We start from the raw sequence: 24,895 nt of genomic DNA, 5'->3' as shown, positions 1-24,895 counted from the left end.
TTCAGGACTCCATCTGACTGCTCAGGTACTCACCCGTTCGGCGGTAGTGGTTGAGCAAGTGCTTGGTCGCGCCGTCTGCATCGTGGTCGAGTGCGGCATCCAGGATTTGCTGGTGTTCGGCAGCGATATCGCGCTTTTTGTAACTGGGCCCTCCCGCCGCCAGATAACGATAGCGAATGTTGAGGTCATAAAGCTGCGAGCAATACCGTAGCAGCAACGGCAGTTTTGCATTTTCCAACAAGGCCATATGAAACACTTTGTGGGCGTCTTCGAAGTCTGGTGCACTTTTTTGACTGGCCTTTTTCATATGGTGATGCCGCAAAACAAGCCTGTCCTCCCAAGCTCCATCTGCATTAGCGATGGAAGCGCGCAGCGCTGTTTCCTCGAGGTTGCATCGGAGCAACAGTATTTCCTCGAAGTTGGATTTGCTGACTGGCGCCGCCCGAAATCCGCGCTGATCAATCCGCTCGACCAGCATGTCAGATGTCAGGAGGCTAAGCGCCTCCCGAACCGGGCTTGCGCCCGTATCCAGAAGGCCACGGAGTTGTTCGATCTTGAGCTTCTGTCCGGGCGGCAACTCGCCTGTGAGGATCATATCGCGCAGCCGTCGATACGCACCATGAGTGGCTGATTTCTCTTTGCCCTCGGTATCAAGCATGACGTCCATATCCGACTTTTCCTCTTTGAATGCGCAATCTTTGAAGTTCTTTTAACTGAGGGCGCTTGTTCCGGTCGATAGGCCGACTGAGAGGTTCAGAGAGCCTTCGTTGATCATCCAGCGCCGAAGCACAAAACTGCGCGCCCCGTTTTTATGCATCGGATCGTCCTCGGCCAGCTTTCGAGCGGCCTCAAGGCTGTCGGCGCGGTAGATGATCAGGCCCATTCCCTGCATATGCTCACCGGTTTCATCCGACATTGGCCCTGCAAAAGCCAGCTGACCCGAACTTTCAAGTTGCGCCTGATATGCCAGGTGATCGGGCAGTGAAGCCTTCACATCTTCGGGCGCTTTGGCTGGTGTGCTGAGAGCAACATAAAGCTCCAAAGCCAATGCGCCCCGGTTCTTTGCTTCTGATTTGTAGTCCGCCCAAGCAACCATTGGCGCCCTCCAATAATATCGATATTATTTGACATATTGCAAAATAGTCGGCAAAAATCAAGCGAACTGTTATGGATGGTGAAAATGAAATACCTGGTAGGAGAGACTTCGGAAGGCACTGCGGTTTTTGCCGTGAGTGGCGAAAATGCAGTAAATTTAACGTCTTTGGACGCTGGTGTCGGCACGGATCTGATGGGGCTGATTGCCAATCCGGGTTTGAGCGACTCACTCGCTGATAAAATCTCGGCAGCAGTGTCTGTGCCAGTCTCGACTATCACCCCAGCGTTGCCGGTGGTCGCCCCCGGCACCATTATTTGCATGGGATTGAACTATACCGACCACATCAAAGAAGGTGGATACGACATTCCCGAGTACCCCACGCTGTTCATGCGCGGAAAGAACTCAATCATGGCGGCTGGCAAGCCTATGGTGCGACCGGCGGCTTCCGAGCATTTCGATTACGAAGCGGAATTGATGCTGATCGTTGGGAAACGCGGTCGCCATATCTCGGAAGAAGACGCGCTGAACCATGTGTTTGGCTACACCGTTTTCAACGATGGGTCGGTGCGGGACTATCAGCGCAAAACGGTTCAGTGGACGCCGGGTAAGAATTTTGATGACACAGGTGCAATTGGCCCCTTCACCGTGACTCAGGATGAGTTGCCCGAAGGCGCTTCGGGCCTCAAGATCGAAAGCCGCGTTGGCGATGAGGTTCTTCAAAGTTCGAACACCGCCAACATGATCTGGGGTGTCCGCCAGGTGATCGCGACAATTTCGGAATTCATGACCCTGGAACCGGGAGATCTGGTTGCATTGGGGACACCGCCGGGCGTGGGCCACGCCAAAAAACCCGACCCTCGCTGGTTGAAGCCGGGAGAAACCGTTGAGGTCGAGATCGAAGGTATCGGCACCTGTTCCAGCCCGATCGTGGACGAAAAAGACAATAGGTCAAAGGTGGCAGCAGAATGAGCGCACCGACCGGGGCAGAGCTGGAGGCACTTCGCGCCAAGGCGCAGCAAGATCATCGCGAACTGCGCGCGCGCATTCCTCGTCTGTCGGATGACGCAATCGCCTTGATTCTGCGCGAGTCCCGGTCGCACTATGCGTGGACAAACAAGCCGGTTTCCGACGCGTTGCTTGAAGAGATTTACGACATCACGATCAACGGCGCGACCAGTATGAATACACTGCCTGCGCGGTTCATTTTCGTGAAAAGTGCCGAGGGCAAAGTGCGGCTTGCCAAGTCTTTGAAGCCAAAGAACGTGCCAAAGATGATGGGCGCGCCAGTCACGGCCATAATTGCCTACGACATGGAGTTCTGGAAGGAACTGCCCTTCCTTTTCCCACACGAAGATCGTCGGCCGTTGTTCGAAAACAATCCCGATTACGTGGCCGATACGGCGTTTCGCAATGGTACGCTTCAGGGCGCCTACTTCATGATCGCGGCACGGGCCGTTGGGTTGGACGTTGGTGCCATGTCAGGCTTTTCGAACAAGATTGTCGACGAGGAGTTCTTTGCAGGAACCACCCTCAAATCGAACTTTCTGTGCAATCTAGGTTACGCCGATGAAACGGGTTTGTTTCACAAACTGCCGCGATTTCCGTTCGACAAGGTTTGTTCTTATGCATGAGGAAATGACGCAAGTGGGCGGCCAATCGGCCAAGTACTTTGCCGTCGCAATGCTGCGCAAATCGGTTGGTGTGGAAAGGACTGACTGCCGGGGTTCAAGGCGAACAAATAAAGGGCAACAAGATCAAACTTTCTGGGAGGAGAGACAATGAAAAACTGGACCAAGTGCAGTCTGCTGGGTGTTGCCGTGGCAAGCACTATGGCACTGTCAGTCGCAGCGGAAGAGACCATTTCAGCTGTCGTAATTGATGGTTACCCAGACCGGGCCTTGTGGGTGAAAGAATTCACAAACTTCTTTATTCCTGAAGTGGATAAGCGGTTGGCCGAGTCCGGCAATTACAAGATGAACTGGCAGGAGAACTATGGCGGTTCTATTGTAAAACCCAAAGGTGTTCTGGAAGGCGTACAGTTGGGTTTGGGCGACATTGGTATCGTCACAACCATCTTCCATTCGTCCAAGCTGCCCAGCCAGGGGATCTCGGGCTCGACACCATTCGTCGCGTCGGATGCTCGCGCAGTGGCCAAGGCGGTCGACGAGATCGCGCGAGAATATCCGGCGATGCAGAATGAGTTCGCTGCGCAAAATCAAGTCTATCTGGCAACAGGCGTTGTGCTCGACACATATCAGATGTTCTGCTCAGATCCGGTCGAGAAAGTTGCAGACCTTGAAGGACGCAAGATCGCGGGTGCTGGTCTGAACCTGCGCTATCTCGAGGGTATCAAGGACGCGGCTGGCGTTCGCGGTGGCCTTACAGATTTCTACAACATGGTCCAAACCGGCCTCGTCGATTGCGTAATGATTTGGCCGGAAGCTTCCAAGACGTTCAAAATCGTCGAAGTGGCCCCTTACATGTTGAAGGCAGACCTTGGTGCGGTGAATACAAAAACAGTCACCGTCAATGCCGACTACTGGGCGAGTCTGCCCGATGAGGTCAAAGAAGTACTACAGGCCGTGGCTATCGACTACCGTGACCACGTAGCAGGCATTGCGATGGACCGGGCCACAGCATCACGTGATGCCTTTGTAGAAGCTGGCGGTTCGATCATTGAAATCTCGGACGAAGACCGCGCCGCGTGGGCAAATGCTATGCCCAATGTTGCGCAGGAATGGGCTGCAACGCTGAATGAGAATGGCGAACAGGGCACAGATATGATGGCCGCTTATCTCGGCAAGCTTCAGGATGCCGGTTTCACTGGTGTGCGGGACTGGACGGCCGAATAATCGTTCGGCGACCCGAGAAAGGGGCCAGACATGCTGAAGACCGCAGTTGCCGTCCTGTCGCGGGTCGCCAATTCGCTTGCAATAACTGCCAACGCCTTGGGCACGCTTGTCGTCCTTGCGTTGGTGGTCATTCTGAATGTCGACGTCGTTGCGCGCGGGCTGTTTTCGGCTCCGCTTCGAGGCACGTACGAAATGGTGCAGTTTTCGGTCGTGATGATTGTTTTTCTGCAATTGGCCGACGTGGTCAGGGTGGACCGGCTGACACGTTCGGACGGGTTCCTGAACCTGATGCACCACCGACGCCCCGGTTTGACAGCGAACCTCAGGCGCATCATAAACGCAATCTCGGCGATCTTCATGGCCTTGATCGCTTATGTTACCTTTCCAGAATTCCTGCATATGTGGGAGACGCAGGACTACTTCGGCGTTCCGGGTCTTTTCACACTGCCATGGTGGCCGGTCAAACTGGTCATCGCGTGCGGTACTGCGCTTGCCTGCGTGATTTTCCTGCTCAAGGTCGTCACGGCGCAGGACCGCCCGCAACTTATTCGCACCCCAGAGCATGACGAGGCTGCAGAATGACGCCGATTGAGATTGGCCTGATCTCGGTCATTGCAATCGTTTTCCTGATTTATGCCGGCGTATACATTCCGATTGCTTTGGGCGTGGTCTCGTTCGTGTCGATCTGGCTGATGCGGGACAACTTCACGCTTGCGCTCAACTTGCTGAAAGTGGCGGTCGGCGACAGCGCGATGGAATACAGCTTCGCTACAATCCCTCTTTTTACCTTCATGGGGCTTATCGTTTCAAAGGCTGGATTAGGTAAGGACATCTACGAAGTCATGACGATGCGGTTTCGCAAGGTCAAAGGCGGAATCGGCATGGCGACCGTCGGGGCCAATGCCGTTTTTGCTGCCGTAACCGGGTCGTCAATTGCATCCGCATCCGTGTTCACCAAAGTCTCAGTGCCGCAGATGATGGCGCAGGCCTATAACCCACGTTTTGCTGTTGGCGTGGTTGCCGGGTCTTCGGTTTTGGGCATGATTATCCCGCCTTCGGCGATGCTGATTATCTATTCTTTTGTGGCGGAACAATCCGTGGGGGACATGTTCCTAGCGGGGGTTATTCCGGGGATTATGCTGGCAATCGCATATGTCGGCGCGATCTGGGTCATGGGGCGTTTCACACCATCTTTCGTCGGAGGCCGCGTCGTCGAAGACACCGAGTGGATGTCAGGGCGCGAGATCGCATCTAAAACCCTGCCGACATTGTTCATCATCACCGTGGTGCTCGGCGGCATTTACACGGGGTGGCTAACTGCTGTCGAGGCAGGGGCAGCCGGGGCTCTGGTCGCGCTGGTTATCGCCGTTGCGCGAAAATCCATGACGCCCAGAGCCTTCTGGGATGCGTTGCTGGAGACCGGCCATATCACAGCGGCGATCCTGTTCCTGATCACAGCAGCGTCAATCTACAGCCGCATGCTGGGACTCGCCGGGCTACCCAACCAGTTGCAGGACTTGCTCGCTGGGAATTCGGCGTCCTTCTGGTCGATCATGCTGCTCTATGTCTTGCTGATGCTTTTCTTGGGAACGTTGCTCGACACTGCGTCCATCATTCTGATCGTTGTGCCATTGTTCCTTCCGATGGCCGAAGCCCTTGATATGTCGCTGATCTGGTTCGGGATAATCACCGTGGTCGGAGCTGAGATTGGGCTTTTGACACCGCCTTTGGGCATATCGTGCTTTGTTATAAAATCCACGATCAACGATGATCGCATATCACTCAAGGACGTGTTCATGGGCGCGCTTCCCTTTGCGTTCGTGATGCTAATTGTTCTGTTCATTCTGATCGAGTTCCCGATCCTCAGCCTTGCCCTGAACTAAGGAGGCCAAGATGCGCTCTGTCACCAAAGACAATATCACCGACGTCTTCATGGGATACTTGTCCAAAGACACTGATCCGCGGATGCGCGAAATCATGGGGTCACTTGTCAAACACCTTCATGACTTCGCGCGCGAAACCAACCTGACGCATGACGAATGGCGAGCAGGGATTGCGTTTCTCGAGGGTTGTGCCGCTGTGGAAACCGAGGATCGCCACGAGTTTGTGCTGGCGTCGGACGTCCTGGGCCTGTCTTCTTTGGTGGACATGCTGCATTCAAGTCCAGACGCAACAAGTTCGTCGGTGTTGGGCCCGTTTCACGTATCCGGCGCACCTCCGCTGCCCATAGGTGGGGATATGAAGCGACATTACGGCGGGCCGGTTCTGCTTGCTCAAGGCGTCATTCGGGACACAGAGGGCAATCCCATTGCCGGCGCAGAACTCGACATATGGCAAACGGCCCCCAATGGCCTTTACGCCAGTCAGGATGAAGAACAGGACACCTATTCTTTCCACGGGCTGATGACAGTTGGCGATGACGGCAGATATGCGTTCACCACAGTAAAGCCAGTTGAATACACTGTGCCGTGTGACGGGCCAGTCGGCGATATTCTGCGCGCTTGCGGTCGCCATCCGTGGAGGCCCTCACACCTACATTTTATCGTCAAAGCCCCCGGCTATCGCTCACTTGTGACCGAGATTTTCCCGGACGACGATCCCTATTTGGATCAGGATACAGTGTTTGGTGTTCGGGACGATCTGGTGATGACGTATGTCGAACGACCTGCTTCAGAATTTCCCAATGGCATGGAACTTTCTGGTAAGATCACCGCACCTTACCTGCACGTGAACTTCGACGTCACGCTTGCTCGGGACTGAACGCTATGGAGGACGCTTGAAGTGCTAAAATACGCCTTCATTTTAGTTGCAGCGCTATTCAGCGGAGTGGCCATCGCCGACGAGCGACCGATTTTCGATGCGCATATTCATTACAGCCATGATGCCGTCAAACTGGTTCCGCCTGAACAAGTAGCCAAAATCCTGCGGGATGCAGGCGTGCGGAAAGCCCTGGTTTCCAGCTCGGACGATAACGGAACGCAATTGCTTTTGGCTGCAGCGCCGGACATCGTTGTTCCGGCACTTCGCCCCTATCGCCGTCGCGGTGAGATCAACACCTGGATGCACGACGAAACGGTAATCGACTATCTGGAAGCAAATTTGGCAAAGAATGACTACGAAGCCATCGGCGAATTTCACGCCTATGGGGATGACATTAAGACGCCAGTCATCCAGCACATGATCGCGCTGGCCAAAGAGCGGAACCTCATTCTGCACCACCATGGTGATCGCGAGGCGGTAGACCTGATTTTCGAAACCTGGCCAGAGGCACGGGTATTGTGGGCCCACTCTGGCTTCGATGATCCAGCGAATGTTGTTGACGCACTGAACACTTATCCCCGGCTTTGGGCCGATCTGGCGTTTCGCTCTGATATGGTCTCGCGGGGCCGTGTCGATCCGGATTGGCAAGCTGCGTTCGAAGCGCATCCTGATCGGTTTATGGTCGGTACCGATACATTTGCACCGGAGCGCTGGTATTACGTCGGCCCGCATGCAGATTTTTCACGCGAATGGCTGGATATGCTTCCAGACCAGATCGCGGACAACATTGCCTATGCCAACGCAGAACGATTGCTGGCATCAAGATGATCCGCTGGCTCGTCTGGTTTCTGGTATCTTCCGGCGCGGCCGTCGCTTGTGAGGCGGCGGGGCAACGGATGAGTTCGGAAATTCGGGACGCACCTGCGGTGCATGTGGCTTTCAACGAAATTCCGTTGGCTCAACCGTTTTCAATACTCCTCACCGTGTGCAGCGAAATTGCCGTGAGTGAATTGCGCGTCGATGCAGTAATGCCTGCTCACCAACACGGGATGAACTACCTTCCAGTCGTCACTGCAACAGGCGACGGCGTGTTCCGTGTTGATGATATGCTGTTTCACATGCCGGGAATGTGGGAACTGCAAGTGGACTTCGAATACAACGGGCAATCGGTATCCTACACCTCCGACGTTGCGCTGAAATGAAGTTGTGGGTGACAGTAGCGTTCGTGGCGCTAGCGAGTGCAGTGCGTGCCGAGGTCTTGCTATCAGAAGAGGAGATCCAACAAACGTTATCCTTCGGGCCGTGGCCGCCACCAATCCAGCCGGATCCAAGCAACAGGGTTTCAAACGATCCCCGAGCGATTGAGCTGGGCGCTGCGCTTTTCGACGATCCGGTGTTGTCGATTGACGGTGCATTTGCCTGTGCAAGTTGTCACAATCCCGCGCAGGCATTTACCACGCTCGATACGCGTGCGTTCGACCGCGTGCTTTTGGATCGGAATACGCCATCACTGCGGAACCTGGCTGGCCTGCGATGGTACGGGTGGGGCGGAAAGAGCGATAATCTTTGGGCAGCCAGCTTGCATCCGATCATCGAAGAACAAGAAATGGCGCACAGCAAGGAGAGCCTAAAGAGAGCCATTTCCGAAAGTCCTTATGTCAATGATTTTGAGGCCATTTTTGGCGAAATTGAAGGCCAAAACCCCGAGCTGGCGTTGGTAAACACTGCCAAAGCCCTATCAGCTTATCTGGAAACGCTGATAACCGGGCGGACACAATTTGACGATTTTCGCGACGCCTTGGAACGCCGCGATCTGGCAGAGGCTGCGAACTACCCCGAAGCTGCCCAGCGAGGTCTTCAACTCTTCTTGGGGCGCGGGAATTGTGCGTTCTGCCATAACGGCCCAAGATTTTCCAACAACGAATTCCACGACGCCGGCGTGCCGTATTTTCTAAGCGAAATCGAAGTCGATGAAGGCCGGTTCGGAGGACTGAATTTTTTACTCTCCAGCCCTTACACATTGGACGGAGACTGGACTGACGACCTGAAAAAACAAGGCGCGTGGGCGGTCCGAAATGTGCGACGGAGCCATTCTGATTTTGGAATATTTCGTACGCCCAGCCTGCGAGGCGTGGCCGAAACCGCCCCCTACATGCATGATGGCAGCCTGGATGACTTGGATGCCGTGGTCCGACACTACAACGAAATCGATACGGGAAGGCTTCACGCCGATGGCGAGGCAATACTATCCGAACTGAATTTGACGGAACAGGAGATCGCGGACCTTGTGGCGTTTTTGGAGACTTTGTCCAGCGCTACGCGGCCTTGAGATACTCCAATGCAGCCTGCGTGCCGCCTGCGTTATGCGGAACGCCGCTTTTGGCGAGGCCCATTTCTACGCCTGAGAGTGTGCCCATCAACATCAGGTCGTTGAAATCCCCCAAGTGACCTATGCGGAAAACCTTGTCGGCCACTTTCGACAGGCCATTTCCAAGTGAGATGTCATAGTGTTCCAGCGCTGTCGCGCGGAAGGCGTCCGCAGAGTGCCCTTCAGGGACTTTTGCAGCGGTCAGGACGCCCGATTCCTGACCTTGGCGAGCACACAGTACCTCGAGACCCCATGCTTGCACGGCAGATCGAGTCGCGGCTCCATGGCGGGCATGCCGGGCGAATACGTTGTCCAGTCCTTCTTCATGCAACATATCGATGGCCTCAATTAATCCGTAAAGAAGATTGGTGCCGGGGGTATAAGGGAAAAACCCTCTCTGATTTGGCTCGACCATATCCTGCCAATCCCAATAGCTGCGCGGTGTGCTCACGGATTTTGAATGCTCCAACGCACGATCACTTACAGCATTGAAGCTCAGACCAGGCGGTAGCATCAGTCCCTTCTGCGAGCCTGAGACACAGACATCGACGCCCCAGTCATCGAACCTGAAATCGATCGAGGCAAGGCCGGAGATTGAGTCAACCATAAGGAGGGCAGGGTGTTGTGCAGCATCCATAGCCCTGCGCACGTCCTCAATAGGAGAGACAGACCCAGTAGAAGTTTCATTGTGGACGACGCATACCGCCTTGATCTCGTGCTGACTGTCCGCGCGCAAGCGGTCTTCTATCTGATTGGGGTCCGCACCGCCACGCCAATCCCCTTCAATCAACTCTGGCTGTAACCCAATTTTTTCAGCCAAGTTGCACCACATGAATGCGAAATGTCCTGTTTCGTACATGAGAACATTTCCGCCCGGCGACACTGTGTTCACAAGCGCAGCTTCCCAAGCGCCTGTACCGGATGAAGGGTAGATAAAGACGTTTTGCTCTGTCTTGAAAATCGTTTTCATCCCAGCGATGGCCTTGTGGCCTACTTCTGCAAAATCTGGCCCCCGGTGATCGATGACCTGCGTGCTTATGGCCTTCAGGATGCGTTCCGGCACGGCACTTGGTCCTGGGATTTGCAAAAAATGTCTGCCCGCCTTGCGCATCTGAACTGATCCTTCCGCTGGCCCGAATAGGTGGCGCGATTAGCTATTGGCAAAAGTTAATTATGAATTCATTATTCAGTCAACGGTGAAGTGAAGCCTTTAATAGGCTGGTTGGGAAGGGAAGGCGAACCCGATGCTTGAACATGGACCGTTGCACCGCCGACTGTTGTCAGATGTCCAGGGAGAGGTGATGGCTGACCCGGCATCGCGCGCACGATACTCGACCGACGCTTCGATCTATCAGATGATACCGGACGCCGTGGTCATTCCCCGAAACTCAGAGGACGTGCGGGTCGTTTTGTCTGTTGTGCGTGACGAAGGATGCTCCGTTCTTCCGCGCGGCGGCGGCACATCGCAATGTGGGCAAACGGTCAATCAAAGCGTTGTTCTGGACAACACCAAGCACTTTAATCGCATTCTGGACGTGGACATTGAGAACCGCATTGCCCGCGTTCAGTCGGGTGTCGTTCTGGATCAACTGAACCAAGCATTGAAGCCGCATGGTCTGTGGTTTCCGGTCGATCCCTCAACCGCGTCGCGCTGCACGCTTGGAGGAATGGCCGCCAACAACTCTTCAGGCGGAAAATCCCTGCGCTATGGGATCATGCGCGACAATGTCCGTGCAATAAGTGCAATCCTCAGCGACGGCACGGAAGCACGGTTCAGCGCCGATATGGCGGCACCTGGCGAGTATGCGGACCTTGTTGGAGACATGCGTGCTCTGGGGCGTCGCGAAGCATCGGAAATTGATGCCCAGTTTCCCAAAGTTCAGCGTCGTGTGGGCGGATACAATATCGATGCGCTCGTAGGTAACGATGTCAACATGTCCCATTTGCTGGTGGGGTCAGAAGGCACGCTGGCTTATTTCACAGAACTGGAGCTGAAACTGGCTCAATTGCCGGGCGAAAAAGTCACCGGCGTGTGTCATTTTCCGACATTTCGTGCTGCAATGGAGGCCACCCAGCACCTCGTGACGCTTAAGCCGCAGGCGGTAGAGTTGATCGACGACACTATGATCGCATTGGGGCGTGAAATCCCGCTGTTCCGCAGTACGATTGAGGCGTTTGTTGAAGGCGGCCCCGAAGCCCTGCTGCTGGTGGAATTCGCCGAGGGTAGCGCTGAGGCCAATGCTGCAAAACTGGTCGAGCTTTCCCAACTGATGGGAGATCTCGGGTTCGAATTCAGCGGGACTGAAAACCGTTGGGGCGGGGTTGTATCAGTTACTGATACCAAACTGCAAAACTTGATCGCTGAATACAGAAAATCTGGGTTGAACGTGATGATGTCGATGAAAGAGGCGGGTAAACCGATCTCGTTCGTTGAAGACTGCGCCGTCCCATTGCCTGATCTCGCCGATTACACAGCTGGCCTGACTGAAATTTTCGCTCGACACGGCACAAAGGGGACATGGTACGCGCATGCATCCGTAGGGTGTTTGCATGTTCGCCCTGTCCTGAACATGCGGCAGGATAAGGACGTCCGTACTATGAGAGCGATTGCCGAAGAAACCTTTGATCTGGTCAAGAGATACAAGGGGTCTCATTCAGGCGAACACGGTGATGGGATCGTGCGATCAGAGTTTCATAAAAAGATGTTCGGCCCGCGTATCGTTTCTGCGTTCGAAGAGGTTAAGGCCCGGTTTGACCCCTACGGGCTAATGAACCCCGGCAAGATCGTACACGCGCCTGCCATGGATGATCGCCGTCTATTCCGCTACAGCCCGGACTACTCAGTTCGGGAATTCGAAATGGCGCTGGACTGGTCTGCTTGGCCGGGTGCCGGAGGAGGATTTCAGGGCGCCGTCGAGATGTGCAATAACAACGGTGCGTGTCGCAAGCTCAAGGGCGGCGTTATGTGTCCATCCTTCCGTGCGACCCGAAACGAGCGCGATGCTACGCGTGGGCGGGCAAACACGTTGCGTTTTGCCATCAGCGGGCAGTTGCCGGGCGGTTTAACCTCAGACGCAATGCAGGACACAATGAAATACTGCGTGTCTTGCAAGGCTTGCGCGCGTGAATGCCCGACTGGCGTCGATATGGCCCGCATGAAGATCGAAGTGCTTTCAGCGAAGCGCAAAAAAGACGGGCTTACATTGGCAGATAAAATAATAGCTTATCTGCCTAGATATGCACCTAAAGCAGCGAAAGTCGCGTGGCTTTTGAATGCCCGGAATAAAATTGTTCCTTTGCGTAAACTACTGGAAAAACCGACTGGAATTTCGGCGCGACGTGACCTGCCAGTGTGGTCTTCTGACCCGTTCCGGGATGCCGAGGCACAGGACGCTGATCCGCAGGTTCTTCTGTTTGTCGATGTGTTCAACCGGTATTTCGAGCCTGACAATCTACGCGCCGCAGTCCGGGTCCTGCGTGCGCTAGGACTGCGGGTCGCCGTAGCACGGTATGACCATACTGGAAGGTCGCTGGATTGCGGGCGCACTCTTTTGGCCGTGGGTTGCGTGGAAGAGGCGCGTCACGAGGCGCAGCGCGTGATTGACGCGACGCGAAAGGCAGTCGCTCAAGGGGTTCCAGTGGTCGGACTTGAACCGTCCTCAATCCTCACTTTTCGTGACGAATATTTGGCTCTTTGCCCGGGACGGGATGCAGAACTGTTGTCGCAAGCCACGTGTACCTTCGAGGAGTTTTTGGTCGGCCAATCGAACTTGCCCCTGAAACCGTTGAAACACCCAATCTACCTACATGGACATTGCCACCAGAAAGCGCACGATGCCGTCACACCGATGCTTGATCTTCTAAAGCGTATTCCAAAGGCGCAGGTTCACATGATTGAAAGCAGTTGTTGTGGTATGGCCGGGGCGTTTGGATACGCGCCCGGTACTATTGATGTCTCGATCAAGATGGCAGAGCTCGACCTGTTTCCAGCTTTAGAGGCGGCGCCTGCGGATGCAATTGTTGTGGCGGATGGAACATCATGCCGCCACCAAATCGCCGAAGGTACGCAGCGCCAAGCGATGCACGTCGCGCGCCTGCTGGATATGGTCCTTGAATATTAGGATGTGGATATGAACCTGACGGATAGCATTAATCGCCCGACCCTACATGAAGAGTTGGTCGAACGCTTGCGCAATCTTGTCGTCGAAGACGTTTTGAAGCCGGGTGAGAAAGTGCCCGAGAGACAGCTTTGCGACTCATTGGGTGTTTCCCGGACACCATTGCGAGAGGCCCTAAAGGTTCTTGCATCCGAAGGCTTTGTGGTGCTTCAAGCCAACCGGGGTGCCCGTGTCGCGAGTGTTACGAGGGAAGAATTGGAAAACACGTTTCCAGTGCTCGCAGCGCTTGAGCAACTGGCGGGGGAACTAGCGTGTCAGCAAATGGACGTTGCGGAAATTCAACGGATTGAAAGTAGCCACAAGGATATGCTGAGCGCGTACGAAGCGCGTGATCGACAGGCGTACTTTAAAGCCAATCAAGACATCCATCAGGCACTTATAAAGGGCGCGCGAAACGACATACTGGAAAACCACCACAAGCTTTTGGCCGCGCGGGTCCGCCGTGCACGTTTTTTGGCCAACTTGTCGGACGAGCGTTGGGCACAGGCAATAGACGAACATGAAACCACGATGGAGTTGCTCAAGGCCCGAGATGCAGATGGGCTTGGTAAGGCAATGAAACTTCACATGATGAACAAACTTTCGGCGCTTGTAAAAGCGCTGAAGCCAGAAGTGACGCCTCGCTAAACCCTGGTCAAAAGTGCAGTCCGGCTTCCCTCAGATATGCCGTTAGTCAGTGTTAACATCAGGAAACGGGGGAGTCAGTCCACAGTCCAGGGCGAGATTGTTGAGGTCTCGGCAAAGAGCGGGGTTGAGGCTTACACCGTCTTTGCGACGGGCCTCAGCTGCAGCCGTTTTTCCGTCTCCGGGCAGGCGTACCGGGTCATGACCGGGCAGGGGGGCGGATGCGCGCATTTCAGAGAAGACGCGGGCTGCATTCGAAGCAAAGTCTTTTTCCATTCCAAAGGCCGCCGGATCAAGCGCCATTACGAATTGCCCTGTGTTTGTGGGTGAGGTTGTGTCTGATGTGAAGTTGACTACGTCAGAGCCGAAGGCAGCGCCGTTCAAGACTCCGGCCATCAACCCTATGGCCACGGAAAGGCCGAAACCCTTCGGACCTCCGATCGGCAAAAGAAACCCTTCTGATTTGCGGGCAGGGTCCGTTAACGGATTGCCATCACGCCCAACCATCCAACCTTCGGGCATAGGTTCGCCTTGCTGCAACAGGGTCTTGATCTTACCCATCGCGGCAACTGTCGTCGCCATATCAAACACAAACGGGTCGGGGCCATCGGCAGGTGCAGAGAAAGCGATAGGATTGGTGCCAAGAAGCAAGTCGCTTCCGCCATAGGGCGGAACGTGGTTAGCACTGCCCACCGCTGCGGCCATGCCAAGCATTCCAGCTTCGGCTTGTGGGCGCACATAAAGTGCCAAAGGTCCAGCATGATTGCTGCGCCGAACACCGACCCATCCGATACCTGCCTCTTTCGCCTTTTCTATCGCAAGATCTCGCGCCGCCGACATAGCCAAATGCCCAAGGCCGTCATCGCCGTCAATCAACGCGGTCGCGACAGACTGATGTATGACGGTAACGTTTGGTTTGGCGTTGCACCCGCCTCCGGCCAATCGGGCAAGATACTGGCGCAAGCGAAAGACTCCATGGGTGCCATATCCGAATATGTCGGCCTCAACCATCGTCGAGGCCACCTGATCTGCATTCGCTTTTGGAACACCTCGAGTTTCGAGCGCGCTCGCCACAAATTCACGCAAGGTCTGGCAGTTTATTTTCACTGGCTCAGAAGTCATCTCTGCCAACCTGCTCTTTGTGCCAGAACACCAGTTTTCGCTGTGTCCAAACCACCGTCGCAAATACAGCGAGACCAACGAGACTTAGGTACAGGATCAAGGAGAACACGCGCGGAGTATTGAGCTGCGATGCCGCAACACGGATCAACTCACCAAATCCCTTACCGCCCCCCAGGAACTCTCCTGTGATCGCGCCTGCCATAACACCAACTGCTCCGATTTTGAGGCCGGTGAATATCTGCGGCAGACCGGTTGGAAGCTTCATCTTGATCAATGTCTGCATCCGGCTGGCGCCCATCGTCTTGAACAACATGCGCGCGTTTTCGTCGGCGGCGTGAAGTCCGGCCGCAGTCCCAACCACGATTGGAAACGTCGCGATAAAGGCCGCAAGTGCCACCTTGGATTCAATGCCGAAACCCAACCAAGCCACAAAAAGAGGAGCGAACGCGACTTTCGGCATCGTATCGATAGAAACCAAATAGGGCATTACTGCCTTCTCGCCAAAGGCTGTTTCGCCAACCAAAACACCCAGCGAAAATCCGATCGCGATTGCCAGCGCAAAACCATAGATGACCTCTTTGATGGTAATCCACAGTGCCCCAAGCATGTAGCCGCCGGTCAAAAGGTTTTGCCCCACGAAGATCATATCTTTGAGGGTCTCCATCGGCGTCGGTAGAATGATCGGAGAGACCAGCCTAAGGCTGGTCACAATTTGCCAAGTTCCGACAAAAACCACGAAGACAAAGGTCATCGCCAGCCAGCGAGGAACCGAGTCGATAAAGTGAACCTTCTGCTCCCATACAGTGTCTTCTGAGGGGGCAGCGTCTTTTACGGAAGGTGAGTAATTCTGAACTTCGCTCACATTTCTTCTCCCTTATCAAGGAGGCTGCGAATGTAGTCAACGATAGCGCCGAATTTGGGTGTCGTCATCATGTCGAGTGTTCGTGGGCGTGGGAGGTCGACCTCAACGATTTCAGCAATCCTGCCTGGGCGCGGTTTCAAGACGACGATTTCGTCAGACAAAATAACAGCTTCCTGAATTGAGTGCGTCACAAGAAAAGCAGTCGCATCCTGTTCCCTGCAAATCCGCTGCAATTCCATGTTCATCATGTCGCGTGACAACTCGTCGAGCGCGCTGAACGGTTCGTCCATCAATAGCACGGCTGGTTCCGTGATCAGCATTCGGCAGATCGAAGCGCGTTGTGCCATACCGCCTGACAATTCGTTCGGATATACGTTTTCGAACCCTTGCAAACCTACGATGTCCAAAAGTTCATGCGCCTTGGCCATAGCTTGCTTGGCCGCCGCTTTTCCATCGCGGATCTCAATTGGCAAGACGATGTTTTCCACCGCTGTTTTCCAGGGGAAAAGCGTCGCTTGCTGAAACATCATACCGATGTCCCGGCGGGTCCCAGTGACTGGTTGCCCCTGAAGGATTACACGCCCTTTGGTGGGCGGGATCAGACCCGCCATGATCTTTAGTAGAGTTGACTTGCCGCACCCGCTGGACCCGATGACAGATGTGAAGCTTCCTTTCCGAAGCGTCAGATTGATGTCCTCGAGAGCGACAACAAGATTGCGTGCATAGGTCTTGCTTACATGGGTCAACTCATAGACCGGCGTGCCCAAAGGCGCGCCGGAAAACTCATGTGTGACTACAGCGTTCATTTGCTGACAGCCGCGTTGCCAATGGCAGCAAACTCATTGGTCCAAGCAGCGCTCAGGTCATCCAGCGGCCCTGGGATTTCGCCCCCTGCAACAAGTGCGTCTTGCCATTCCTGCCAAACTTCGGCGGGGTACCATCCCAGGCCATTGCTCGGATCCGCCGCGATAGTTTTCGAGCGTACGGCATCGAACAGTGCTGACTGGAACTCCTTGTCCTCGCCTTCCTGCGGGTTACCATCCGCCAAATGCTTCAAAACAGCTTCACGGTTGGCATCATCCAGTGCAAATGCATGACCACGTGCGAACGCGCGGCTCCAAGCTTCGACCAATTCACGGTCGTTGGCGATTGTGTCAGCCATTGTGGCGATGCCGTTACCGAAGAAACGCCCGAACTCCGCAGGCGTGATGTCACGCACCGCCATTCCGCGCTGGTTCAGAATTGCCGTGTCAGCCGTCGAAGCAGAGTAAGCGTCGATTTCGCCGTTTAGGAAAGCCGCGGTCGCCGGGCCACCGTCGCCGACGGTAAGGAAGGTAAAGTCTTCACCCTCTTTCATGCCTGCTCCGGTCATCACGTTACGTGCAAAGCCGACTTCTGCGCCATCGGCCGTACCTGTTCCGATAACTTTACCTCGAAGCTCTTCAACACTTTGGATGTCAGAGTCTTCTGGCACGGCTATGCCAAAGTTGCTGCGTGCCGCAACGTTGTAGATGTGTACGGCATCTACATCCCGCGACCGTGCGGCAATTAAGGGGCCAGGACCGGGGCGACCGAAGTGAGCCTGTCCGGCGGACAATGCTTGAAGCACGGCTCCTGAGCCGTTGATCGCCTCGACGGTCACATCCAACCCTTCATCAGCGAAATAACCTTCGCCAATGGCGACAAAAACCGGAAATGAATTGATTGCCGAAGGGCTTGGCTGCACGAAGGTAATTTTACGCAAGTCCTGCGCAAAGCCCTGTGTTCCCAGTGCTCCTGCTACCGGAACCGCCGAAAGCAAGGACGCTGTGAAAGTCCTTCTGTTCATCATTTTAGTCTTCCTCCCTTGCATGGTTGGCAACCCGCAGATTCAGCTATGCAGGAGCCACTTAAACGACGCGCACGGTATTCCTGAGCGTGCCGATTTCTGAAATTTCACAAACCACAGTGTCCCCGTCTTTCAGGAACTGTGGTGGGTCCATGGCGTATCCGACACCAGACGGTGTGCCGGTCGCGATTACGTCGCCCGGCTCCAGGGTCATACCTTCTGAAAGGGATGCGATCAGCGTTGGAATGTCGAAAATCATGTCCGACGTCGATCCGTTTTGGCGCTGTTCGCCGTTGACTGTTAATCCGATTGATAGAGCGTGCGGATCGCTGATTGTATCAGCGGTCACTATGAAGGGGCCCAATGGGCAAGACCCATCTAAACCTTTGCCTTTGAAATACTGCCCACCATGTCGGCGTTGAATGTCGCGTGCGGTGATGTCATTGAGGATCGTATAGCCGTATACATGGTCGTATGCGTCAGCCTTGGCTATGTTTCGCCCCGGTTTTCCAATCACAACTGCCAGTTCAACTTCATAGTCAATGGCTTGTGAGACCGAGGGGAATATCAGAATGTCTGCCTCTGGCGCCACAATCGATGTCGGCGGTTTTGTGAAGAAGACCGGATGCTCTGTTACGCCAATTTTTTGGTTTTGGGCACGTTCGCCCTCCGCGATGTGTTCAGCATAATTGCGCCCGACACAAAAAACGTTCTTACGCGGGGAAGGAATTGGTGCCAGAAACGGCGCGTCATCCGGGACCAGTGCGTCGTTTAGATTACCCGTTTCGGCCGATGAAACGAGGGTTTTCAAAACGCCAAGCGTATCTTTTTCGCCTGCGATCAGATGCTGCATTGAACCCGCGTCCAGCGCTTCGCCAAGCACTTGCGCTGCGCGCAAAACGTCCAACTTGCCGCCATCGTTTAGTATTGCCACGCAAACGGCGTGGCCCTCTACGGAAACAGTTGCTAACCGCACTCGGCACTCCTCCCTCGTGCTTGTGTCAAGACGTGGTCACGGATCCTGTCCGGCGACTCGTTTCTTGCTTTCCTCTTGCCCTTGAGTTTTTTCCGACTTGGCGTTTCAATCAATCAACCAATCGCCAAATTGGGTGGAGATATGAATGCACCAACCGAACTCGCGCACCGCGTACGCGACCTGATTAACAATGCCGGATACAGGCATAACGACAGGCTCCCACCTGAACGTGAGCTGTGTTCAAAACTTGGGACCACTCGCAATCAGTTGCGAAGAGCGTTGGCAGAGCTTGAGGCCCAGGGGCTGATCTGGCGTCATGTGGGGCGGGGAACATTTGTTGGATCCAGGCCGGTTCTCAACCTCACCGATGTAACTTATTTGGGCAACCAAATTAAACCTGAGCAGGTTGTATCCGTTAGATTTACGATCGAGCCGCAGCTTAGCCGCCTCGCAGCGCTCCATTCCACACGTTCCGATCGTGAGCAAATGAGGCTTTGCGCGGACAAATGTCGTACCGCAGAGGATTGGCGCACGTACGAAGCTTGGGACAATAATTTGCATTACGCTATAGCCCGCTCCACTCGTAACCAGCTCTTTTTATACTTCTTTGAGACTTTGAATTCGGTTCGAAGATCGATTGTTTGGGGGCAGCCACGCGAAACTTTAAAGCCCGCAGAAAACTATTCCAGCTTTAGCGAACATGATGTGATCGTGTCTGCCATAGCAAAGGGCGACTGTGAGCTTGCGGCCAGTGCCATGGTGGATCACCTGAAATCGGTTTATTCGCGGGTGCTGCCTACGAGCATCCAGTCCGACAGCTGAAGTAGCGCTGGCGCCCAACCAATTCGGGAAATGGTCGGGGCAGATTGTAGCCGTTGGTCTTGCAAAACAGCCTGAATTTTGGCGATGACTTGGTAAGCCGCCGCGTCCGTTTGAATGTGGCGTGGCATCGATCGGAAGGTATCTGACCGTTCGGAAATCCGATCTTTGACAGTCAAGCGTTCAGGAGGAAAGCGATGTCCGATCATGTGATTCCCGCGCCGCAGGTGCATGTCATACCCGTATCGGGGGGCGGCACGTTCCCGGTCCGGCGTGTCTACTGCATTGGGCGAAACTACGCGGCGCATGCGATTGAAATGGGCCATGACCCTAACCGGGAACCTCCATTTTTCTTTCAAAAGAACCCAAACAATTTGGACCCTTCAGGGGAATTCCCGTACCCTCCGCACAGTTCCGACGTGCACCACGAAGCAGAAATGCTTGTTGCGCTCAAGTCCGGCGGCACGAATATTTCGGTGGACGATGCATTGGATCATGTCTTTGGGTACGGCCTTTCGCTTGATATGACCCGTCGCGACCTGCAAGGGCAGATGAAAAAGATGGGCCGCCCGTGGGAAATTGGGAAAGCGTTTGAGCGCTCGGCGCCATGCGGACCAATTCACAAGGCATCAGAGGTCGGGCATCTCGACAGAGGTCCGATTACTCTGACGGTGAATGGTGAAGTTCGGCAAGAAGGCGACTTGAACCAGATGATTTGGAAAGTCCCCGAGATGATCTCGTATCTGAGCGACTACTTCGAGCTTGCGGCCGGGGACGTTATTCTTTCAGGGACACCTTCTGGTGTTGGTCCCGTCAACCGAGGGGATGTTATGGTCTTGGCCGTCGACAAGCTGGGCAGCCTGAACGTACGCGTGACTTAGAACCTGCTGCGACGACCTGACATTGCGAAAGAAACCGATGCTTGTGTAAACGGATAACAGATGCCCCATTTAGTCGCTGAATTGATTGCACACCATGCAGACACGGCAAATGCCATTGGCGCCCCTGGCCAGCCTTGGTTGAGCTACCTTGGTTTGCGCGAGCATTGCGCGAAGGTCAAAGAGGATCTGCATCAGATCGGAATAGGGCGCGGCGACAGGGTGGCAATTGTGTTGCCTAACGGACCAGAGATGGCGACGGCATTCATATCCGTCGCCCAAGTGGCGACGACGGCGCCTTTAAACCCTTCTTATACTATCGAAGAATATGTATTCTATCTCAAAGACTTGAAAGCCAAGGCTCTTGTAGTAAGCGAAAACGAAAGTGGCCCAGCCGTGCAAGCGGCGACTGAACTGGGTGTGGCCGTCTTGCGGATTTCTAGCGATAGTTCTCGTCCAGCTGGACAGTTTTCCGTTTTGGCCTGTGACCCAATTGGAGTGGCTGATACATCAGCGCCGGGTGAAGATGACGTCGCCCTGATACTCCATACATCAGGAACAACGTCGCGCCCCAAGATCGTTCCTTTGACGCAGGCCAATATCTACTCGTCGGCACGGAACGTGGCTTCGTCTTTGAAGCTGACAATCGATGATCGTTGTCTAAGCATCATGCCGCTGTTCCATATCCATGGGTTGATCGCAGCAGTCGCGGCTTCTTTAGGCGCCGGATCGCAAATTAGCTGCGCCCCTGGGTTCAACGCTCTTAGCTTTTTTTCACAGGTCGCTGAGGTTGATCCGACATGGTACACGGCGGTTCCGACAATGCACCAAGCTATTCTCGCCCGAGCCGCCCGAAACCAATCAGTCATTGAGCAATCGCGCTTGCGTTTCTTGCGGTCGTCTTCCGCGTCGTTGCCCGCGCCGGTCATGGAAGAGTTGGTGGCGACATTCAATGCGCCTGTCATCGAGGCCTACGGTATGACTGAGGCCACGCATCAAATGTGTTGCAACCCGCTTCCTCCACAAAAGCAAAAGCCCGGATACGTCGGAGTAGCAGCGGGCCCTGAAGTCAGAATTGCAGACGAAACGGAAAATGTATTGATCGCTTCGCGGGATGTCGGAGAAATCGTTATCAGCGGTCCGAACGTGACCCCTGGGTATGAGAGCAACCCGCAGGCAAATGCAGACAATTTCTTTGAAGCGGATGGAAAACTCTGGTTTCGCACCGGTGATCAAGGGTCGTTCGACGAAGAGGATTATCTGCGACTGACTGGACGCCTTAAGGAGCTTATCAATCGCGGTGGAGAAAAAATCAGTCCACTTGAAGTTGACGCCGTGCTTCTAAGCCATCCGGACGTTGCTCAGGCAGTTTGTTTTGCCGTTCCCCACGAAAAACTGGGCGAAGAGATTGCGGCGGCGGTGGTGCTCTCAGAAGGAGCGACGATTGCAGGTCAGGACGTCCGGGATTTTGTTGGCGCACGGCTCGCAAAATTCAAGGTGCCGACTTCAGTGGTTATTCTCGAAGAGATACCAAAAGGTGCGACTGGTAAGATACAAAGGATTGGGCTGGCCGCTAAATTGGAACTGGCAAAGGCTTAGACACATGAAAGTTTGCATCTTTGGTGCCGGAGCTATCGGAGGTTACGTTGCCGCGAAGCTCGCGCAGACTGACGTCGACGTCAGTGTCGTTGCACGTGGCCCACATCTGGCTGCAATGCAAGAAAAAGGGCTGACTCTCCAAGAGGATGGGCAGGACCCAATCAACGTGCCAATACGCGCCTCGGACAATGCCGCCGATCTCGGCCCCCAAGACTATGTCTTTATCACACTGAAAGCGCATTCCGTTCCAGCAGTTGTGGACTCGATCCAGCCACTGATTGGGGATGAAACGACAATAGTGAGCGGAGTGAACGGGGTACCCTGGTGGTATTTCCACAAGCTGGGCGGTCCCTTCGAGGGGACGAGATTGTCATCTGTAGACCCGGGAGACGCGCAATGGAACGGTTTCGGACCGGATCGTGTGCTTGGGTGTGTTGTTTATCCGGCCGCGGAAGTCATTGCTCCGGGATCGATCAAGCATGTCGAAGGCAATCGTTTTTCTTTGGGTGAGCCCGATGGCACTAAATCAGACCGTGCCTCCAACCTTTCGGCTGCATTGTCCACCGCCGGGTTGCGCGCGCCCGTAAGACCAAGAATACGGGACGAAATTTGGCTGAAGCTATGGGGCAACTTGTCGTTCAACCCGATTTCCGCACTTACCCACTCAACACTTGATGTCTTGTGTACTGATGAAGGTTCACGCTCCGTGGCACGTGGAATGATGCTAGAGGCTCAGGAAATCGGTGAAAAACTGGGGGTTAGGTTCCCGATTGATGTCGAAAAGCGCATTGACGGAGGAGCGGCTGTCGGAGCACACAAGACCTCGATGTGGCAGGATTTGGAGCTGAACCGACCTATGGAAATTGATGCCTTGGTCACTGCAGTACAGGAATTGGGGCAACTGACCGGGATCGCAGCACCCACAATCGACACTGTTGCATCACTGATAAAACTGAGGGCAAAGGTCGCGGGTCTTTACTAAGATTCTGTTGGCGATCATCTGAAGAGATCAGTTCTGGGCGGGCGGGGAGCTGAATAGCGATCCGGCGCTACAAAACGCAGATCTTTCAAGCGTCTTGTCAGAAGAACTTTGCTTGGGCGGGGCAGGAGTTTTGCTTGCTTTTGCCTATGCCTAGACCTGCCTCTTTCAAATTCTTAAAACCAATCTCGAGATCATCCACCTTTCGGTGATGCTGTACATCCGCTTTGTCCGCATAGCGGTCTTTCGCTGCAACTTGCTCGAACATCTACTTTGCGGACTTTGCAGCCATCCACATTTTTATTCCAAAAGACCGCAGTCAGCCCGAAACGGACATTCAAAACCAGACTTTGCAATTACTAAGCTTTGCGACAAGGCAGGCATACGCATGTGGAATCTCTGATTTAGAACTGCGTCTGAAGGGAGCCAAAGCTGACGTTACTTATCCCGGCCATGCAAAAGTCTGCGATGATCTCATTAGTGCATCAAGTGCAGGCGAATGTTTTCGGCCGGGGACTGTAAAGGCCGCGATAGTTCTTGAAACTTCTGGCTCAACAAGCGGGCGCTGCAACAAGCCCGGTAGAGTAACCGAGTACTCAGGCATAAAGGCAAAACCAATGCCCGCAGCAACCATTGCTTGTACCCAATCTTCTCGCTCAGACCTGAAGCGAGCGTACAGCTCAACGCCATTTGACTGACAAACCGACATTACCATCTCGCGCAACTCACAGGCCAAGCGGTCAACGTAGTTTTCTTGTGATAAGTCTTGGAGCGAAATTGAGTTGAGTTGTCCAAGGCGGTGTTCCGGCGGAAAAACAACCACATATCTTTCGACGTAAAGTGGTCTAGCCCTAAACTCTTCTTCCAGTTCTTCAGTCAGCGTCATCAAAGCGACATCGATATCACCATCAGAAAGTTTTTTCTTTAGGTCCGACGCGCTTGCTTCATTGACTGACAACTCCAAGCCGCTGTGGTTTTTCTCGAATTGAGCTAAGAAGCGAGCAAGGCGAACGTGCCCAATTGTTGATAGAACACCCAAGCGCAGCGGTACTTTTTCCAGCAAACGAAAATTCTGAGCCAGCGCTTGTGTAGCTGCTGCTTCGTCGACGATGTGCTGTAGATGCGGCAGCATAGACTTCCCAAAGTCGCTAACCAGTATTTTCCTACCTTCCCGATGGAAAACCTGTGCGCCCAGTTCAGTTTCTAGTGACTTGACGCCCTTTGTAAGCGCTGGTTGGCTCACATTGCATTCTGCAGCAGCTTTGGTGAAATTCAGATGCTTTGCGGCAGATAAGACATATCTAATCTGAGACATCTCCATGTTGGGGCACCTCGTCACTGATAGCTAATAACAATCATTACGCAGGATACACCGTTTTATCCAAACCTGGAGTTATTAAGTCATAAGGTATTGATAGTTCCCCGAGCCACCACTCCGTGATGCAATAGATGCACTGGTTTTGACTATTCGGAAAGGGAGCGAAATGTCTGTTTTTATGGTCGAAAGAAACCTTAAGGGTATCAGCATGGATGACTTGGGTGCAGCTCAAAAAGCCGCGATAGCAACAGCACAGAAAATGACAGCAGAAGGCGACAAGATCAGCTATGTTCGTTCAACATTTGCTCCCGAAGACGGGCGCTGCATGTGCTTGTTTGATGGTGAAAGTGCCGATCAAGTTCGTCGATTGAACGATACCGCTGGGCTTCCTTACGAAAAGGTCGTGGCGGCAATGGACCTTACACCGTAACGGCTTGTAAGCTTTGTTGTTTTATTGGGCCCTGAGTATATGCTCAAGGGCCCTTAGCAATGGTTGAGCAGCTCGGTAGAGAACTGCAGGTTCGTTCGGCAGATACCTGGTACACCGAGTTTTGCGGAACGGCAGCATTTTGTCCTATGCAGACTAGAACTCTTCCCGTTTTAGCTTCAAAAAAGTCTAGCTCAGGCTCCTGGGAG

25 protein-coding genes are annotated in these 24,895 nt (G+C 54.2%); 16 read left to right on the top strand and 9 right to left on the bottom strand.

Annotation, left to right across the window (positions count from 1 at the left end; all coding sequences use genetic code 11):
* Window position 1 precedes the first annotated feature (1 nt).
* Complete coding sequence (locus tag GOW93_RS09560) at window positions 2–667, bottom strand: GntR family transcriptional regulator (protein ID WP_170383492.1); 666 nt, start codon at window positions 665–667, stop codon at window positions 2–4.
* A 42-nt stretch (window positions 668–709) separates the two neighbouring features.
* A complete protein-coding gene (locus GOW93_RS09555) occupies window positions 710–1,096 on the bottom strand; it encodes a YciI family protein (RefSeq protein ID WP_170383490.1) in 387 nt (128 codons plus the stop codon).
* A gap of 84 nt (window positions 1,097–1,180) precedes the next feature.
* On the opposite strand from GOW93_RS09555, the gene GOW93_RS09550 reads away from it, so the two are divergent.
* From GOW93_RS09550 to GOW93_RS09510, 9 genes are all read left to right on the top strand, one after another.
* The gene (locus GOW93_RS09550) at window positions 1,181–2,065 is read left to right on the top strand and encodes a fumarylacetoacetate hydrolase family protein (RefSeq protein ID WP_170383488.1); all 885 of its coding nucleotides are present in this window, start codon (window positions 1,181–1,183) and stop codon (window positions 2,063–2,065) included.
* A complete protein-coding gene (locus GOW93_RS09545; protein ID WP_170383486.1) occupies window positions 2,062–2,727 on the top strand; it encodes a malonic semialdehyde reductase in 666 nt (221 codons plus the stop codon). Before GOW93_RS09550 ends, GOW93_RS09545 begins: the two co-directional genes overlap by 4 nt.
* A gap of 147 nt (window positions 2,728–2,874) precedes the next feature.
* Entirely contained in the window at window positions 2,875–3,948 is a 1,074-nt protein-coding gene (locus GOW93_RS09540; RefSeq protein WP_170383484.1) for a C4-dicarboxylate TRAP transporter substrate-binding protein, read from the top strand.
* 30 nt (window positions 3,949–3,978) lie between these two features.
* Complete coding sequence (locus tag GOW93_RS09535) at window positions 3,979–4,530, top strand: TRAP transporter small permease subunit (protein ID WP_170383482.1); 552 nt, start codon at window positions 3,979–3,981, stop codon at window positions 4,528–4,530.
* Window positions 4,527–5,831: a TRAP transporter large permease gene (locus tag GOW93_RS09530; RefSeq protein WP_170383480.1), complete on the top strand. Its 1,305-nt coding sequence runs from the start codon at window positions 4,527–4,529 to the stop codon at window positions 5,829–5,831. Before GOW93_RS09535 ends, GOW93_RS09530 begins: the two co-directional genes overlap by 4 nt.
* 10 nt (window positions 5,832–5,841) lie before the next feature.
* Window positions 5,842–6,708, top strand: a complete 867-nt coding sequence (locus GOW93_RS09525) for a dioxygenase (RefSeq protein ID WP_170383478.1) — start codon at window positions 5,842–5,844, stop codon at window positions 6,706–6,708.
* Window positions 6,709–6,729: 21 nt separating this feature from the next.
* Entirely contained in the window at window positions 6,730–7,536 is an 807-nt protein-coding gene (locus GOW93_RS09520) for an amidohydrolase family protein (RefSeq protein WP_170383477.1), read from the top strand.
* Window positions 7,533–7,910, top strand: a complete 378-nt coding sequence (locus GOW93_RS09515; protein WP_170383475.1) for a hypothetical protein — start codon at window positions 7,533–7,535, stop codon at window positions 7,908–7,910. Before GOW93_RS09520 ends, GOW93_RS09515 begins: the two co-directional genes overlap by 4 nt.
* 8 nt (window positions 7,911–7,918) lie before the next feature.
* On the top strand, window positions 7,919–9,037 hold the full coding sequence (locus GOW93_RS09510; protein WP_170383473.1) for a cytochrome-c peroxidase: 1,119 nt from the start codon (window positions 7,919–7,921) through the stop codon (window positions 9,035–9,037).
* Here GOW93_RS09510 and GOW93_RS09505 read toward each other — a convergent pair.
* Entirely contained in the window at window positions 9,024–10,187 is a 1,164-nt protein-coding gene (locus tag GOW93_RS09505; protein ID WP_170383471.1) for a pyridoxal-phosphate-dependent aminotransferase family protein, read from the bottom strand. The genes GOW93_RS09510 and GOW93_RS09505 overlap by 14 nt on opposite strands.
* A gap of 133 nt (window positions 10,188–10,320) precedes the next feature.
* Between GOW93_RS09505 and GOW93_RS09500 the strand changes: the two genes are divergently transcribed.
* Both GOW93_RS09500 and GOW93_RS09495 read left to right on the top strand, forming a co-directional pair.
* Complete coding sequence (locus GOW93_RS09500) at window positions 10,321–13,197, top strand: FAD-binding and (Fe-S)-binding domain-containing protein (RefSeq protein ID WP_170383469.1); 2,877 nt, start codon at window positions 10,321–10,323, stop codon at window positions 13,195–13,197.
* Between the two features lie 9 nt (window positions 13,198–13,206).
* Window positions 13,207–13,881, top strand: a complete 675-nt coding sequence (locus GOW93_RS09495; RefSeq protein WP_170383467.1) for a GntR family transcriptional regulator — start codon at window positions 13,207–13,209, stop codon at window positions 13,879–13,881.
* A 42-nt stretch (window positions 13,882–13,923) separates the two neighbouring features.
* Here the strand turns inward: GOW93_RS09495 and GOW93_RS09490 are convergent, their stop codons facing one another.
* Genes GOW93_RS09490 through GOW93_RS09470 form a run of 5 tightly spaced genes read right to left on the bottom strand, consistent with a single transcriptional unit; the run spans window position 13,924 to window position 18,666 of the window.
* Entirely contained in the window at window positions 13,924–15,000 is a 1,077-nt protein-coding gene (locus GOW93_RS09490; RefSeq protein WP_170383465.1) for an Ldh family oxidoreductase, read from the bottom strand.
* Window positions 14,990–15,862, bottom strand: coding sequence for an ABC transporter permease (locus GOW93_RS09485; protein WP_170383463.1), 873 nt, complete (start codon window positions 15,860–15,862; stop codon window positions 14,990–14,992). The genes GOW93_RS09490 and GOW93_RS09485 overlap by 11 nt, the downstream gene beginning before the upstream one ends.
* Window positions 15,859–16,668 (bottom strand): ABC transporter ATP-binding protein, encoded by an 810-nt coding sequence (locus GOW93_RS09480; RefSeq protein WP_170336353.1) that lies wholly within the window; start codon window positions 16,666–16,668, stop codon window positions 15,859–15,861. Before GOW93_RS09480 ends, GOW93_RS09485 begins: the two co-directional genes overlap by 4 nt.
* A complete protein-coding gene (locus tag GOW93_RS09475) occupies window positions 16,665–17,693 on the bottom strand; it encodes an ABC transporter substrate-binding protein (RefSeq protein ID WP_170383461.1) in 1,029 nt (342 codons plus the stop codon). The genes GOW93_RS09480 and GOW93_RS09475 overlap by 4 nt, the downstream gene beginning before the upstream one ends.
* 58 nt (window positions 17,694–17,751) lie before the next feature.
* Window positions 17,752–18,666, bottom strand: coding sequence for a fumarylacetoacetate hydrolase family protein (locus GOW93_RS09470; RefSeq protein WP_368039655.1), 915 nt, complete (start codon window positions 18,664–18,666; stop codon window positions 17,752–17,754).
* Between the two features lie 141 nt (window positions 18,667–18,807).
* Here GOW93_RS09470 and GOW93_RS09465 point away from each other — a divergent pair, with 141 nt between their 5' ends.
* From GOW93_RS09465 to GOW93_RS09450, 4 genes are all read left to right on the top strand, one after another.
* Window positions 18,808–19,488, top strand: coding sequence for a FadR/GntR family transcriptional regulator (locus tag GOW93_RS09465; RefSeq protein WP_170383459.1), 681 nt, complete (start codon window positions 18,808–18,810; stop codon window positions 19,486–19,488).
* A gap of 194 nt (window positions 19,489–19,682) precedes the next feature.
* Window positions 19,683–20,366, top strand: a complete 684-nt coding sequence (locus GOW93_RS09460; RefSeq protein WP_170383457.1) for a fumarylacetoacetate hydrolase family protein — start codon at window positions 19,683–19,685, stop codon at window positions 20,364–20,366.
* A gap of 60 nt (window positions 20,367–20,426) precedes the next feature.
* Window positions 20,427–21,962 (top strand): acyl--CoA ligase, encoded by a 1,536-nt coding sequence (locus GOW93_RS09455; protein ID WP_170383455.1) that lies wholly within the window; start codon window positions 20,427–20,429, stop codon window positions 21,960–21,962.
* A 4-nt stretch (window positions 21,963–21,966) separates the two neighbouring features.
* Window positions 21,967–22,944 carry a 2-dehydropantoate 2-reductase gene (locus GOW93_RS09450; RefSeq protein WP_170383453.1) on the top strand — a complete coding sequence of 326 codons (978 nt, stop codon included), beginning with the start codon at window positions 21,967–21,969 and terminating at the stop codon, window positions 22,942–22,944.
* Window positions 22,945–23,383: 439 nt separating this feature from the next.
* Here GOW93_RS09450 and GOW93_RS09440 read toward each other — a convergent pair whose 3' ends face one another.
* Window positions 23,384–24,262, bottom strand: coding sequence for a LysR family transcriptional regulator (locus GOW93_RS09440; protein ID WP_170383449.1), 879 nt, complete (start codon window positions 24,260–24,262; stop codon window positions 23,384–23,386).
* A 163-nt stretch (window positions 24,263–24,425) separates the two neighbouring features.
* Between GOW93_RS09440 and GOW93_RS09435 the strand changes: the two genes are divergently transcribed.
* Window positions 24,426–24,689: a DUF4242 domain-containing protein gene (locus tag GOW93_RS09435; RefSeq protein ID WP_170383447.1), complete on the top strand. Its 264-nt coding sequence runs from the start codon at window positions 24,426–24,428 to the stop codon at window positions 24,687–24,689.
* Window positions 24,690–24,895: the final 206 nt, after the last annotated feature.

This window comes from Ruegeria atlantica, assembly GCF_013032455.1.
Classification (GTDB): Bacteria; Pseudomonadota; Alphaproteobacteria; order Rhodobacterales; family Rhodobacteraceae; genus Ruegeria; species Ruegeria atlantica_B.
The sequence above is the reverse complement of the archived record's forward strand: the minus strand, read 5'-3'. Positions and strand labels throughout refer to the sequence as shown.

Excerpts from the sequence above, each read along its gene's own strand:
- GOW93_RS09560 (WP_170383492.1), bottom strand. The coding sequence starts at position 667 with ATGGACGTCATGCTTGATACCGAGGGCAAAGAGAAATCAGCCACTCAT.
- GOW93_RS09555 (WP_170383490.1), bottom strand. The coding sequence starts at position 1,096 with ATGGTTGCTTGGGCGGACTACAAATCAGAAGCAAAGAACCGGGGCGCA.
- GOW93_RS09550 (WP_170383488.1), top strand. The coding sequence starts at position 1,181 with ATGAAATACCTGGTAGGAGAGACTTCGGAAGGCACTGCGGTTTTTGCC.
- GOW93_RS09545 (WP_170383486.1), top strand. The coding sequence starts at position 2,062 with ATGAGCGCACCGACCGGGGCAGAGCTGGAGGCACTTCGCGCCAAGGCG.
- GOW93_RS09540 (WP_170383484.1), top strand. The coding sequence starts at position 2,875 with ATGAAAAACTGGACCAAGTGCAGTCTGCTGGGTGTTGCCGTGGCAAGC.
- GOW93_RS09535 (WP_170383482.1), top strand. The coding sequence starts at position 3,979 with ATGCTGAAGACCGCAGTTGCCGTCCTGTCGCGGGTCGCCAATTCGCTT.
- GOW93_RS09530 (WP_170383480.1), top strand. The coding sequence starts at position 4,527 with ATGACGCCGATTGAGATTGGCCTGATCTCGGTCATTGCAATCGTTTTC.
- GOW93_RS09525 (WP_170383478.1), top strand. The coding sequence starts at position 5,842 with ATGCGCTCTGTCACCAAAGACAATATCACCGACGTCTTCATGGGATAC.
- GOW93_RS09515 (WP_170383475.1), top strand. The coding sequence starts at position 7,533 with ATGATCCGCTGGCTCGTCTGGTTTCTGGTATCTTCCGGCGCGGCCGTC.
- GOW93_RS09505 (WP_170383471.1), bottom strand. The coding sequence starts at position 10,187 with ATGCGCAAGGCGGGCAGACATTTTTTGCAAATCCCAGGACCAAGTGCC.
- GOW93_RS09500 (WP_170383469.1), top strand. The coding sequence starts at position 10,321 with ATGCTTGAACATGGACCGTTGCACCGCCGACTGTTGTCAGATGTCCAG.
- GOW93_RS09495 (WP_170383467.1), top strand. The coding sequence starts at position 13,207 with ATGAACCTGACGGATAGCATTAATCGCCCGACCCTACATGAAGAGTTG.
- GOW93_RS09490 (WP_170383465.1), bottom strand. The coding sequence starts at position 15,000 with ATGACTTCTGAGCCAGTGAAAATAAACTGCCAGACCTTGCGTGAATTT.
- GOW93_RS09480 (WP_170336353.1), bottom strand. The coding sequence starts at position 16,668 with ATGAACGCTGTAGTCACACATGAGTTTTCCGGCGCGCCTTTGGGCACG.
- GOW93_RS09475 (WP_170383461.1), bottom strand. The coding sequence starts at position 17,693 with ATGATGAACAGAAGGACTTTCACAGCGTCCTTGCTTTCGGCGGTTCCG.
- GOW93_RS09465 (WP_170383459.1), top strand. The coding sequence starts at position 18,808 with ATGAATGCACCAACCGAACTCGCGCACCGCGTACGCGACCTGATTAAC.
- GOW93_RS09460 (WP_170383457.1), top strand. The coding sequence starts at position 19,683 with ATGTCCGATCATGTGATTCCCGCGCCGCAGGTGCATGTCATACCCGTA.
- GOW93_RS09455 (WP_170383455.1), top strand. The coding sequence starts at position 20,427 with ATGCCCCATTTAGTCGCTGAATTGATTGCACACCATGCAGACACGGCA.
- GOW93_RS09450 (WP_170383453.1), top strand. The coding sequence starts at position 21,967 with ATGAAAGTTTGCATCTTTGGTGCCGGAGCTATCGGAGGTTACGTTGCC.
- GOW93_RS09440 (WP_170383449.1), bottom strand. The coding sequence starts at position 24,262 with ATGGAGATGTCTCAGATTAGATATGTCTTATCTGCCGCAAAGCATCTG.
- GOW93_RS09435 (WP_170383447.1), top strand. The coding sequence starts at position 24,426 with ATGTCTGTTTTTATGGTCGAAAGAAACCTTAAGGGTATCAGCATGGAT.